The organism is Bradyrhizobium sp. ISRA442, from assembly GCF_038085055.1.
Lineage (GTDB): Bacteria > Pseudomonadota > Alphaproteobacteria > Rhizobiales > Xanthobacteraceae > Bradyrhizobium.
Map to the genome: position 1 here is coordinate 146,497 of NZ_JALGCN010000001.1, position 12,898 is coordinate 159,394.

Annotated in this window: 10 protein-coding genes; 3 read left to right on the forward strand and 7 right to left on the reverse strand. The window is 63.0% G+C overall.

Going from position 1 to position 12,898, the window contains the following annotated elements:
* Together MTR72_RS00670 and MTR72_RS00675 are read right to left on the reverse strand one after the other, a co-directional pair.
* Positions 1-825: an aspartate dehydrogenase gene (locus MTR72_RS00670; protein ID WP_341509965.1), complete on the reverse strand. Its 825-nt coding sequence runs from the start codon at positions 823-825 to the stop codon at positions 1-3.
* Positions 826-863: 38 nt separating this feature from the next.
* Positions 864-1,781 carry a LysR family transcriptional regulator gene (locus MTR72_RS00675; RefSeq protein WP_341509966.1) on the reverse strand — a complete coding sequence of 306 codons (918 nt, stop codon included), beginning with the start codon at positions 1,779-1,781 and terminating at the stop codon, positions 864-866.
* A gap of 166 nt (positions 1,782-1,947) precedes the next feature.
* Here MTR72_RS00675 and MTR72_RS00680 point away from each other — a divergent pair, with 166 nt between their 5' ends.
* The gene (locus MTR72_RS00680) at positions 1,948-3,246 is read left to right on the forward strand and encodes an MFS transporter (protein ID WP_341509967.1); all 1,299 of its coding nucleotides are present in this window, start codon (positions 1,948-1,950) and stop codon (positions 3,244-3,246) included.
* A 21-nt stretch (positions 3,247-3,267) separates the two neighbouring features.
* Positions 3,268-4,341, forward strand: a complete 1,074-nt coding sequence (locus MTR72_RS00685; RefSeq protein ID WP_341509968.1) for a tartrate dehydrogenase — start codon at positions 3,268-3,270, stop codon at positions 4,339-4,341.
* Positions 4,342-4,436: 95 nt separating this feature from the next.
* On the opposite strand, the gene MTR72_RS00690 is transcribed toward MTR72_RS00685, so the two are convergent.
* The 3 genes from MTR72_RS00690 to MTR72_RS00700 form a co-directional block, all read right to left on the reverse strand.
* Complete coding sequence (locus tag MTR72_RS00690; protein ID WP_341509969.1) at positions 4,437-4,679, reverse strand: PilZ domain-containing protein; 243 nt, start codon at positions 4,677-4,679, stop codon at positions 4,437-4,439.
* Positions 4,680-4,911: 232 nt separating this feature from the next.
* Positions 4,912-5,766 (reverse strand): tetratricopeptide repeat protein, encoded by an 855-nt coding sequence (locus MTR72_RS00695; protein WP_341509970.1) that lies wholly within the window; start codon positions 5,764-5,766, stop codon positions 4,912-4,914.
* Between the two features lie 48 nt (positions 5,767-5,814).
* Positions 5,815-6,432, reverse strand: a complete 618-nt coding sequence (locus MTR72_RS00700) for a FecR family protein (protein WP_341510087.1) — start codon at positions 6,430-6,432, stop codon at positions 5,815-5,817.
* 452 nt (positions 6,433-6,884) lie between these two features.
* On the opposite strand from MTR72_RS00700, the gene MTR72_RS00705 reads away from it, so the two are divergent.
* Positions 6,885-10,970: a VCBS domain-containing protein gene (locus tag MTR72_RS00705; RefSeq protein ID WP_341509971.1), complete on the forward strand. Its 4,086-nt coding sequence runs from the start codon at positions 6,885-6,887 to the stop codon at positions 10,968-10,970.
* On the opposite strand, the gene MTR72_RS00710 is transcribed toward MTR72_RS00705, so the two are convergent.
* Together MTR72_RS00710 and MTR72_RS00715 are read right to left on the reverse strand one after the other, a co-directional pair.
* Positions 10,960-11,922: a LysM peptidoglycan-binding domain-containing protein gene (locus MTR72_RS00710; protein ID WP_341509972.1), complete on the reverse strand. Its 963-nt coding sequence runs from the start codon at positions 11,920-11,922 to the stop codon at positions 10,960-10,962. The two genes, MTR72_RS00705 and MTR72_RS00710, sit on opposite strands and share 11 nt — an antisense overlap.
* Before the next feature lie 163 nt (positions 11,923-12,085).
* Positions 12,086-12,709, reverse strand: a complete 624-nt coding sequence (locus MTR72_RS00715; protein WP_341509973.1) for a CGNR zinc finger domain-containing protein — start codon at positions 12,707-12,709, stop codon at positions 12,086-12,088.
* Positions 12,710-12,898: the final 189 nt, after the last annotated feature.

Genomic DNA, 12,898 nt, shown 5'->3' on the forward strand with positions numbered 1-12,898 from the left:
TCACGTCCCGACGCAGAGCGTGGCGCGCTGCTTGCGGAGCAGCGCGATCACGGACAGCGCCGTGATCAGCCCGGTCTTGGGATTCTCGGACGGGATGTTCTCGATGGACATCGCGAAGCGCGCGGAATCGGACTCGACCTCGATGCGATGAACGTTGCGCGTCACGGTCGGGTCGGCCCAGATCTGCACCAAGGTGCGGTCGGGCCCGACGCCTGCGAGCGACAGCGCGACCGCGACATTGAGGTTGGCCGGAAAGCCCTTGGCCGCCTCGCGTGCCGTGCCCTCGAACAGTTTGAGCGGCTCCCGCAGATTGTCGATGTCGATATTGTTCTCGACGATGAACGGGGCGCCCTTCAGACCGTCGATCGGCTTGCGGGTGACCATCTTCACCGAATGAATGGTGCCGATAGCAGCGGCGTTGACCGCGTCGAGCCCGATCAGCGCGCCCGTCGGCACGATGATGCGCCCGCCATTGGCGCGGGCGACATCGATGAGGTCGGCATTGTCGAGCAGCGCGCCGACGCTGACGACGACCGCGGCCCTGCCGCGCTTCACCGCCGGCTCGACGATGGCCCGCAGATTCCGACTCGGTGCACACTCGACCACGATGTCGGCGGCATCGCCAAGCTCTTCGATCGGTACGACCCGCGGCGGGCGGCGCAGACCGTTGAGGAAGGCCTGATACTTGGCGGGATCGCGCACCGCGACGGCCGACAGCGTCAGCCCCTCGATGCCCTGATCGAGCGCGGTCGCGATCTTGGTGCCGATCGAGCCCAGTCCCGCGATCGCAATCCGCAAATCGTTCGAAGCTCTCTGTTCGGTCATCGCGTCCCACCCTCTCACCAAGCCGAAGTCATAGCTCCTCAGGCCTCCCGCGCATAGCTGCGCAGGCGTGCCTCAAGCACCGACAGCATCGCATCGCGCGCGGGATCGCGCGAGCCACGCAGCCATGCAGCCGCGAGCGGCAGCCGGCCGACGGGGCCGCTCTGCCGCGGCCGCAGCGGCACGAAACGCACGCCCGACACCGCCATCCGCGTCGTCCAGCGCGGCACGATGGCGACGCCAAGGCGCGTTGCTACCAGATTGATGATGGTCTGCTTCTCGTCGGCGACCTGCACGATCCGCGGTGTCAGGCCGGCCTGCTCGAACAATTTTGTGGTGAGATCGTAGCTGTGCGGCCGCGAGCGGCGGTCCGGCACCAGCATCGGCTCGTCGGCGATCTCGGACAGCACAATCGACTTGCGCCCGGCGAGCGCGTGCCGCTGCGGGAACGCCACGATCGCCGTCTCCTGCAGAAGATGGCGGAATTCGAGCCGCTTGTCCGGCCGGTCGGGCGGCCGGACAAAGGCGAGGTCGAGTGCGCCGGTCAAAATCTTCGGCAGCAGCCGGACGGTCTTGTCTTCGAGCAACTGTACCGCGACCTCCGGATGCTTAGCGCGAAAGTCGCGCAAGAGCGGCGGCAGCAGTCCGGCCGCGGCGCTGTCGATGGCGCCGACCCGCAGCCGCCGCGCGGTCCGCTCGCGCGAGCGGTTGCGCAAACTGCTCTCGACGGCCTCGACGCGCGCAAGGATGGCACGCGCGTCGCGCAGCAGGCTTGCGCCGTCCTCGGTGAGCGACACCGCACGCGTGGTCCGGGCGAACAGCCGCGTTCCCAGATCCTCCTCGAGCAGCCTGATCTGGCGACCGAGCGCAGAAGGCAGCATCTGGAGATGCTGCGCCGCCCGGCCGAAATGAAGCTGCTCCGCCGCCGCCACGAAGCATCGAAGCTGATGCAATTCCATTCGCCGGTCCGTGCTCCCGATTCCCCGTCGCCTGATCGGATTATATCATTTTTTTGTATAAACCAGCGTCAATTGAGTCCGCCGCTTGCCTCCGCCTAGGCTCACTGCCGGCGTGGACCATGGGTCCGCCAGCATAACCATAATTCTACACCTCAAGGAGGCCAGGGTGGCGAGCGAGCTTCAGACGCGCGTGCTGCGCAAGATCACGTTGCGCATCGTTCCCTTCATCATGCTGCTCTACTTCGTGGCCTTCATCGACCGCGTCAATATCGGCTTCGCCTCGCTGACGATGAACAAGGATATCGGGCTGTCGCCGGCCGTCTACGGCTTCGGCGCCGGCATCTTCTTCTGGGGCTATTTCCTGTTCGAAGTGCCCTCCAACATCATCCTGCACCGGGTCGGCGCGCGGATCTGGATCGCGCGAGTGATGATCACCTGGGGGCTGGTGTCGGCCGCGATGGCCTTCGTACAGGGTGCGACGAGCTTCTACGTGCTGCGCTTCCTGCTCGGCGTCGCCGAAGCCGGCTTCTTTCCCGGCATCATCCTCTATCTCTCCTACTGGTTCCCGGCGCGCCAGCGCGCCGCAGTGACCGCGCTGTTCATGGCCGCCGCGCCGCTCTCGACCGTGCTGGGATCGCCGATCTCCGGCGCGCTCCTGGAGATGGACGGCCTGCTAGGCTTCAAGGGCTGGCAATGGCTGTTCGTGCTGGAGGCGCTGCCCGCGGTGCTGCTCGGCTGCGTCGTGCTGGTGTTCCTGACCGACCGCCCGGAGAAGGCAAAATGGCTCGCGGGCGACGAGCGCCGGTGGCTGGTCGAGGCCATGAATGCGGAGACCACGAGCAAGGCCGCGACCGCAAGCCACAGCGTCTGGCGCGGGCTCGCCGATCCCCGCGTGCTGGCGCTGTCGCTGATCTATTTCGGCACCTCGGCCGGCCTCTACACGCTCGGCGTCTGGGCGCCGCAGATCATCAAGCAGTTCGGCCTGTCCTCGCTCCAGGTCGGCTTCCTCAACGCGGTGCCGGCGACCGCCGCCGTCGTCGCCATGATCCTGTGGGCGCGGCATTCGGACCGGACCGGCGAACGCACCTGGCACGTCGTATGGGCCTGCCTGCTCGCTGCTGCTGGCCTCGCCTTCGCCGGCCTTGCGACCGGCGTCGCCACCGTGCTGATCGCGCTGGCGCTGGTCAATATCGGCATCTCCTCGGCAAAGCCGCCGCTCTGGAGCATGCCGACGATGTTCCTGTCCGGCTCGGCGGCCGCGGCCGGCATCGCCACCATCAACTCGATCGGCAATCTCGGCGGTTTCGTCGGGCCCGCCATGATCGGCTGGATCAAGGACCAGACCGGCAGTTTCGTCGGCGGGCTCTACTTCGTCGGCGGGCTGCTCGTTCTCTCCGCCGTGCTCACCCTGCTATTGTCGCGCGCACAAGCCGCACGCGTCGAACCCGTCACGCAATCCCACTGATCATCCAAACGGAGTATTCCCATGCGCACCCATTCGATTGCAGCAATCCCCGCCGACGGGATCGGCCCCGAGGTCATCTCCGCCGGCGTCCGCGTGCTGGAGGCGCTGGCAAAACGCAGCGGCGACCTCGCCTTCAATGTCAAGACCTTCGACTGGGGCTCGGACTATTACAAGAAGCACGGCGTGATGATGCCGGCCGACGGCCTCACTGAACTCAAGAAGTTCGACGCGATCTATTTCGGCGCGGTCGGCGCGCCCGACGTGCCCGATCACATCACGCTGTGGGGCCTGCGCCTGCCGATCTGCCAGGGCTTCGACCAGTACGCCAATGTGCGGCCGACCAAGATCCTGCCCGGTGTCGCCTCGCCGCTGCGCAATGTCGGCGTCGGCGATCTCGACTGGGTGATCGTGCGCGAGAATTCGGAAGGCGAATATGCCGGCATGGGCGGCCGCGCTCACAAGGGCCTGCCCGAGGAGGTCGGCACCGAAGTCGCGGTGTTCACCCGCGTCGGCGTCACCCGCATCATGCGCTATGCGTTCCAGCTCGCGCAGTCGCGTCCGCGCAAGCTCCTCACGGTGGTGACCAAGTCGAACGCGCAGCGTCACGGCATGGTGATGTGGGACGAGATCGCCGCCGAGGTGGCAGGCGAATTCCCCGATGTCACCTGGGACAAGGTGCTGGTCGACGCCATGACCGTGCGCATGACGCTGCATCCGAAGAGCCTCGACACGATCGTGGCGACCAATCTCCACGCCGACATCCTCTCCGACCTCGCCGGCGCGCTCGCAGGCAGCCTCGGCGTGGCGCCCACCGGCAACATCGATCCGCAGCGCCGCTTCCCCTCGATGTTCGAGCCGATCCACGGCTCGGCCTTCGACATCACCGGCAAGGGCATCGCCAACCCCGTGGCGACGTTTTGGACCGGTGCACAGATGCTCGAACATCTCGGCGAGAAGGATGCCGCGCGCCGGCTGATGGCCGCCGTCGAGCGCGTCTGCGCCGCCGGTGTGCTGACGCCGGATGTCGGCGGCAAGGCGACGACCAAGGAGGTGACCGACGCCGTCATCGACGCGATCCACGGCTCGAACGTCTAGCAGGCGCAGGAGAGCGGGCGACCCGAGAACTCAGAACACCTCTCCCGTAGGGAGAGGTGCACCACGGAGAGCCGCGAGCATAATTTCATCACGCTTTAATCCACGAACTCGACGCCAATGCGATTTCCGCTGGACCAGATCACGCGACAATCTCTGATGATGCGATCTCTCTCCAGCATCAACTTGAAGCGGGGTCTGACATAGAGCCTGTCGGGCATCTCGATGGCGGCGCCATGATCGGACAGATTGACCACGTGGCATCGCATGCTGGATCCATCGCCGGCGATATAGGCAGTCTCGCTAACCGGCGTGCGCTGCTGTCTGCGTCGCTCTTCCACGGCTACGTCCCGCCCATTGCCAATACGACACGAGGTATTTGGTTACTTACAAAATTGACCGTCCGGGGGCGCTCGAGGACCGGCATTGGAGACAAATCCAACCGGCCCTGGCCTGCCCGAAGAACACGCGGATGAATTGCGTGTTGGCATCAATGATGCGCGCGAAACATTCAGAAAGCGCTAACGAGGCTCTCGGGAGGCGCGACGACCTCGGTCGTCCCCCGACCTGGCCTCACTGCACGCCATAGCGGGCGAAGTCGTCGCCGACCTTGGCCTCGATCATCTTCGCGGCCGCGAGGTCGCTGTCGCCACCCGCTTTGTCACCCTGCCTGAGCTTGGCAAGCCCGCGTCCGTAAAGCGCGCTTGCCAGTTTTGGCTCGACGCGCAACGCCGAATTGTAATCATCGATGGCGGCGGCGGCTCGACCCCTCTTCAAATGGATCAGCGCACGCGAGTCGTATGCCGCGGCGTTGTTCGAATCCGCCTGAAGCACCCTATTGCAGTCGTCGAGCCCGGCCGCCAGATCGCCCAGGATGGCTCGGGTCCAGCAACGTCCGCTCCAGGCAAGCGTCGAATTGGGGTCGAGACGAATGGCCTCGTCGAAATCCCGCGCGGCACGATCATACCGGCCCATTTTCAGGTAGGCTTCCGCGCGATTGGCGAAGGCGCTGCCATAGTCCGGGTTGAGCTTGATTGCCTGATCGAACGCCTTGACCGCGTCGTCATAGGCTCCCTTCCTCAAATAGGCCACGCCGCGGTTGTTCACCGGCTTGACGTAGCCTGAAGCGAGCTCGATCGCCTGATCGAAATCCCTGATCGCACGGTCGTACTCCGCCGTCGCGATGTAAGCATTGCCACGATTGTTGTACGCCACAGCGAGCGCGTCCGGCTTGGCATCACCCGAACTGATGAGCACCGTACAGCCGACAATACGGGCCTGAAGCGGGATGCGGTCCGCGCCGTTGCACTGCTCGATACTCTTGAGGTGGCTATTCTTCTGCAGCTCTTGCGCCATCGCCGGTGAACTGAGCAGCAGCAGAACGAGACCGGACGCGACGCTGTCGATGATAGCGAGCCTTGTCGTCATGTCCCTGTCAGGCCCCAGTGGAAATGAACGGAGCACCGCAAAATCGCTTCAGCATCCTCGGCAGATGTTCAGCTTGCGATTGACCTCCTCTTCGGGCTGCCGCGTTGTGGTCGTGACCCGCTTCTTGAGCAGTTTGCTCTTGCCCTCCTCGATGAGAGTCGAGAACTTGACGGCACCATCATCCGAAATCTCGATGTGCGGCGTCGTGCCTCGAATTCCCATGGTCGCGACAGGCGTATCGACCTTCATATCGCCCGTCTTGGCGACCTGGCCGGCAATAAACGTGACCGTGCCCTTGGAAACGTTGAAAAACGTCGAATTGGCCTTCCCCGCCGGCTCGTACACGTATTCGTCCAAGGTCATGCGAGCGTTGCTCGACAGATTGAATGACGAACCGTCGGTGAAGTTGATGTTGATCCGGCTGTCGGCCCCGGTTCGCACCACATCACCCAGATAGACGATATCGCCAACCTTGGTTTGAGCGGCCTGATCGGGAAGGTTGGCCTGCACGACGACCGCACCTGCGTGCTCGATCGTGACCGAGCCCGTCGCGGCTACGACCTTGCCGATGGGTTTTAGCGCAACATCCTGGACGCTGGGCTTCGCGGGACTGACTTGCGCCTGAGCAACCAGAACATTCGCGAATGCCCAAACGAAACCAGTCACCAAAGCCGCAATCGTGCGTCTGCACATGACCCGCCCTTTCAGCGAAGATCTCGTTCGCGTGGCCTCTTTGAATCCTGGCTAAGCCAGCACGTCGTGCATCGTCTGCATCTACGACCCAGATCGGTCCTGCCGACCAGTCCCCCAGATGGGGTACCTCTTTTTTGCCTTCGATCTTAGGCCCTGGTCATTTGCCTGGCCATCAAAAGTAGGCCACATTTTGCCCAGCTCAATCGTCAACTGTTTTTGAGATACAATGCACGCTCGCGTCGAGATGTTGCATCTCCCTGAACCTGCTATTCTTTTGACCATACACATAAAGATCGTTTTGCTTCATCAGACGTTTCGGCGTGCAGGCCCAAGGTTGCCAACGTCAACACATTTCCCCGTGGCGTAGGCAAAACCAACAAGCACCGCGCTGAGCCTGAATTGTACGACAGGCGAGGCTACAGCCAATGTTAGTTGCGTCCGGCGTTGAGGCCAGGGATGGGGTCGCCGCGGTCCTGCCTCACCAGATCATCGGTATCGTTCAGACAGCGATTGGTTACGCCACTCTCACGCGTGACGGCGGCATAGCAACTCAAGTCAGCGTTGGCGACCCAGTCTGTCATTCTGACATAATCGAGGCTGCCGCAGATGGGCAGGTCGGAATTCTGCTTATCGATGACACCGTCTTCAATGTCTCCAGCGGAGCTCGCATCGAGCTGAGCGAATGCGTCTGCCAATCCGACGGCACCGCACGCTCGATCGTGCTGTCGGTCGACAGAGGGAGCTTTGCCTTCGCTGCCGGCCGGTTGGCAGAAAACGGCACTCTGACGGTCGACACGCCCCTTGGAAGCGTTCGCGCCCGCTCCTATTCGAGCGGGTTCGGGATTTTGACGCTTGCCGCGCTGACTTTCTCGATGATGCCGGACGCAAACGCCGCCGACCCGGACGCCACGTTCTTGGATGACGACAAGATCACCTACAAGGACATGCAGCACGGCGTCTTCGAACTCATCACCAAGGAGGCGGTGCCGCGACACATCATCGTTGAGGATCCCGGCGAGACCGTCATCCTGAACAAGATCGGCTCTTCGGTCAGCGTGAGCCAGGTTGCCAACAGCGCTGCGCGAATGGAGGAGTTGCAGGCGGCTCAACAGGACGTGCTCGCCAACCTCACGCACGGGCCAACAGGATCGGGCACACCTCCTTTCGTCGAGTCGCTTCCGGTCGAGCCGATCAATTTTGTTCCGGAGGATGAACCTGCAGCGCCGAACGTGCTTCCGCCTCTGCCGTCTTTCGTCATTCCGATCCTTGCGACCCCCCTCGTACGGCCGCCGCCGACTCTAGCCGTGCCGGCTGGGCCCATCGAAATCGACACCATCACCTTCGACCAGTTCTCGGCGACGACCGGGACTTTCACAGCCAGCAGTGCCGCGATCGGCGCCGTACTGACGTACGGCCTCAGCGGAGGGACATCCGGCAACACGACACTGAACGGCGTGACATACAATCTTTCGCAGACCGGTCCCTACGGCACCCTTTACTTGAACAGCGCATCGGGCGCCTACGCTTTCGTTCCGAACAACGATGCAATCAATGCCCTGCAGTCGCCAACGACCACGGGCTTCGTCATCACGGTTTCGGACGGCTCGCTCTCGGTGAGTCAGACCTTCACGATCGACATCAACGGCGCCAATGACGCGGCCATTATCTCAGGCAACGCCGGTGGCGCGGTGGCGGAGGCAGGCGGTGCCGCCAATGCGGCGCCTGGCACGCCAACGGCAACCGGCACGCTCACGGATACGGACGTCGACAACCCGGCCAACACCTTCACGGCGGTCGTCTCACCGACCAAAAGCACGGGCGGCTACGGCACCTTTACGATGACAACGGCCGGCGCCTGGACCTACAATGTCGACAACACCAATCATGCGGTGCAGGCTCTGAATGTCGGCGACACCCTGACCGATACCTTTACGGTGACCAGCATCGACGGAACGCCGAAGGTCGTGACGATCACGATCCAGGGCAGCAACGACGCCGCCGTCATCTCCGGCGCCACGGTCGGTTCAGTTGTCGAAGCCAGCAGCGCGTCGCACGGTCCGTCGGTCGCGACGGGTACACTTGTCGATACGGATGTCGACAATCCCCCCAACACCTTCGTGGCGATTGGCTCGCCGACGGCAAGCGCAGGTGGCTATGGCAGCTTTACGATCACGGCGGACGGCGCGTGGACCTATACGCTCGATAACGCCAACTGCAAGGTGCAGGCGCTCAACATTGGCGACACGCTGACCGACAGCTTCACGGTGAACACGATCGACGGCACCCCACAGGTGGTGACGATCACCATCAACGGCAGCAACGATCCGGCCGTCATTTACGGATGCAAGACCGGCGTAGTGATCGAGGCCGGATGTGTCGCCAATCAGATGCCTGGCCGCCCGACCGCAACCGGCACGCTGACCGACATCGATCCCGACAATCCGCCGAACACCTTCACCGCGGTGAGCTCTCCAAAGCCGAGCGCGGGCGGCTTCGGTACCTTCACGATGACGGCGTCGGGTGTGTGGACCTACACGCTCGACAACAACAACAGCACGGTGCAGGCTCTCAATGTCTGTGATACGCTGACCGACAAATTCACCGTGACGACCATCGACGGCACGCCGCAGGTGGTGACGATCACGATCCGTGGCACGAATGACGCCGCCGTCATCTTTGGTGACACGACAGGCTCGGTGCTCGAAGCCGGCTGCATCTCACCCGGCAAGCCGGTGGCAACCGGCGCTCTCAGCGATACCGACGTCGACAATCCGTCCAACACCTTCACCGCGGTGACCTGCCCCACTGCAAGCGACTGCGGCTACGGCACCTTCACGATGACGGCAGCCGGCGTATGGACCTATACGCTCGACAACAGCAACTGCGTTGTCGACGCCCTCGATGACGGCGATACGCTCACCGACCACTTCACGGTGACGACCATCGATGGCACCAGGCAAGAGGTGACGATCACCATCCATGGCGCCAGCGACGGCGGCCGCAATGATTTCGACAATCTGGCCACAGGGCATTCCCTCGTATCAGATTCCCCGTCCGTCCAGGGAGCTCTTCAAGGCGACAACATCGCCGGTGATGGCAATATAGCCCAGACCGTCTATGGGGACACCGGCGACGAGCCCCTTAACGGCACCGGCGTGAATGGCGGATCGAGCAACGATGCGATCAAGGGCAACAACGCGGATGACGTTGTCTACGGCCCTGCACGACACACTATCGACGGCAATACCAACAACGACAGCATCATCGGCCGGCCCGGCGCGGACAAGCTCATCGGCAGCAATGGCAATGACGTCTTCGTTTTTCAGGCGGCCGCAGATTCCAGAGGAGGCCGGTCCGATACCATCAGTGGTTTCGTATCGGGATCCGACAAGATCGATTTGACGGCTGTCGGCGCGCTCGGATTCGTGGTCCTGGCATTGAACTCAACACACACGCCTGTGCCGGCGCACACCATCGCCTGGCTTTACGACAGCTCGGCCAATGAAACGGTCGTGTTTGTCAATCCGACTGATCAATCTCTTCATGTCGGCGACTCCAGCCTCTTGGAAATTCATCTCCAGGGCATCGCGACCATCGCGTCGTCGGATTTCATCGTGGACTCGAATGCAGCGTCGGCCATAGCTATGGGCGATGCCATTGACCCGACTGCAACGACGCAAGCTGACGCGACCACCGTTACGGTCAGCACGTCCGACGCTCCCGCTGGCACGACGGATAGTAGCGGCGCTGTCGCCTTCGACGGAAGCTCGACCGCTCAGGCAGCCAGCGTGCATCGTGTTCTCAGTGCCGAGCAAGGTCAGGTCGGGTCGAGCGACCATCCCACCTCTTCCAACTCAGACGGAATTGCGAAGCAACCCATCCTGCTGGAGCCGGCGAACGTCTCGCCGTCGATGAACGCCAGCTTTGTCTTCGAGCAAACTGGGACCACCGACAGCAGCCATCCAAAGGGGAACGGTCCGGCTGGCACAGAGGTTGGAAGTCATTCGATATTGGATGTTTCTTTCGGTACGCCGAGTGCCTTGCCTGCAGCCGACCAACACGCCGACAGCGGCAAGGCTGCCGAGGCTGATGGCTCTACGAGCGCTCCCGATACGGAGAGCGCGCTTGATCCCGGCCCCTCGAACTGGTTCGAGAACGGCGGCTGCGATCATTGGTTCTCCCGTCAAGCAAACGAACACAGCCATGACCGCGCCGATGCGCCTGGCCTGCTCGAGACGCAACTGCATTCCAAGGCTCATGGAGGGTTCGGTTCAGAAGCAAACCCGCACGAACCACGAAATTCCTTTAACTTCCTCAATCCGGGTCGCGAGAAATCGAGCATCACGTTCGTGAACGAATTCCCAGCGTCGCACCATGATCACGAACATACGGCGGCCGCTAGGGGACATGACGCGGCGCCAGATCTCGAGGCTTCGTACCCGGACGGCAACGGCCACCACGCAGGCGGTTGGGTCAACCATCCTGTGCCGCACCACGATCTCATCGTGTGACGTTGGTCTTCTTTTGTTGTCCGTCCGGTGTCGCCATGGCGGCGGTAGGATCGACCGGCACCAGATGGCGCGGGACGATGATAGACTGCCCGGGCGTGAGCGGCGCATTGTCCGGCAGCGAATTGCTTTGCGCGATCGACCATAGCGGCACGCGATGGGTCGCGGCGATGCTTTCCATGGTGTCGCCGGAACGCACGGGCAGACGCACGCCGGAGTCCCAGAGCTCGACGAGCGTATTGGCGGGCACGAGATAGCGCAGCGGCACGGCATCGACCTGGGTCTGCGGCGAGATGCGCGGCAACTGCGTCACCATGTCGACGATCTGGCGATGAATGTCGTCCGACTTCTCGATGTTAATGTGCGTGACGCGGCTGTTCTCCTTCAGGTCGAAGCTCGCATAATGGCCGCGATAGCCCGGCTCGGCGACAACGTCGCCGCCACCGAGCACACTGTCGGAGAGAAAGATGTTGATGAAGCGCTCGACATTGAGCGGCACGTTGCCGGTCGCATGCGCGGGATCGATGGTGACGACGAGGCTGATCGGGATGTTCTCCTTGGCCGCCATCTCGGAGATGACGATCGAGCACAGCCCACCCATGGAATGACCGATCAGCACGATCGGGGCCGGCTTGTCCTTGTAATTGGAGATGACCCGGTTGCCGACCATCCGGCAGAGGGTGAATTCATAGACGTCGGCCGAGAAGCCGGCGCTGGTCAATTTCTCACCGAGCCGGTCCATGCCGGTCGAGAAGATCGGGCCCATGGCGCCGCGGAACAGGTAGACCTTTGGCGCGGGCAGCTCCACTGCGGGAGGCGGCGGAGCAGGAGGCGACGGCGCGACCGTCGCAATCGCAGCACGCTTCGGCTTGGCGGGCGAAGCCGCGGCCGCACCCGCAGTCAAGGCGAGCAGCGCGAGCGCTGCCAGCACAACCATTCGCCTTGGATCAATCATAATTCCCCACCACGAGAGGCAGAGGCCTCCCTCGCGGCTTAGTGACCACCGATTTGGCGGTTTTTGGGGCGCGGAGACGTGCCGAAAGCGCCCACCCTGCCCCGATCCAAGCGCGTGGCCGGATCTTACCGAGTGATGCGGCTTTGTGTCAGCCGGTCTGCCGCTACTGCCTGTTCTTGAGGCGACTGCGATGCGCGGCCTGCTTGGCGCGGTTGCCGCAGATCGCCATGCTGCACCACCGCCGCGCGCGCCGGCGGGTGTGGTCGGCAAATAGCATCGTGCAGCTATGCCCCTTGCACGCCTTCACGTTGGCGAAATCCTCCTCGCACACGAACTTGGCCAGCGCCTCGCCAATCGGCAGCAGCAGGGATTCCGACGAGCGCCAGCGCCGCGTCATCCGCAGCGCGAGGCCGCGATGGCCGTCGTCATGTCGAGGTTCGATCCGGCTGAACGCTTCGTCGCGCTCCAGCAGGCAGTTCAGCGGACCAAGTTCCTGCAGCGCCTCCGCCGTGAGCGGTGCGCCAGCATGCTTGCGAACGAAAGTCCTGAACCACTCGCGCAAGGCGCGGGCCTGATCGGCGACCTTGTCCAGTTCGCCCGGCATCGCGCGCCCCTTCAGTGCGTCCAGCTCAGCCGTCGGCACCAGCTTGGCCTGCGCCAACCAGTCGACAAGGCCATCGCCGTTCTCGATCCAGTCGACGGGCGTATCGACCGGCGTCGCGACCGAATTCAGGAAATCGAGGCCGAGCGAGTCGGCAATGAACATGGCGGGCGGTCTGTTTGGCATGCGCGGCTTCCGGCCAGAAGGAGCATCTCATGAGTAACCTGTAAGAATGCTATTGACAAGTTACTAACGCTCTCAATAACCTAGTCACTACCTTTAAACAGGTTACGTGGCAGGAGATGAAAATGGCGCCCACAATCATCGCCGCGGTCATTGCGAGGCGGTCCGCTCCCTGAGCGGCAATTTAGCGCT

Coding starts and splice junctions, on each gene's coding strand:
- MTR72_RS00670 (WP_341509965.1), bottom strand. CDS start 825: ATGACCGAACAGAGAGCTTCGAACGATTTGCGGATTGCGATCGCGGGA.
- MTR72_RS00675 (WP_341509966.1), bottom strand. CDS start 1,781: ATGGAATTGCATCAGCTTCGATGCTTCGTGGCGGCGGCGGAGCAGCTT.
- MTR72_RS00685 (WP_341509968.1), top strand. CDS start 3,268: ATGCGCACCCATTCGATTGCAGCAATCCCCGCCGACGGGATCGGCCCC.
- MTR72_RS00695 (WP_341509970.1), bottom strand. CDS start 5,766: ATGACGACAAGGCTCGCTATCATCGACAGCGTCGCGTCCGGTCTCGTT.
- MTR72_RS00705 (WP_341509971.1), top strand. CDS start 6,885: ATGTTAGTTGCGTCCGGCGTTGAGGCCAGGGATGGGGTCGCCGCGGTC.
- MTR72_RS00710 (WP_341509972.1), bottom strand. CDS start 11,922: ATGATTGATCCAAGGCGAATGGTTGTGCTGGCAGCGCTCGCGCTGCTC.
- MTR72_RS00715 (WP_341509973.1), bottom strand. CDS start 12,709: ATGCCAAACAGACCGCCCGCCATGTTCATTGCCGACTCGCTCGGCCTC.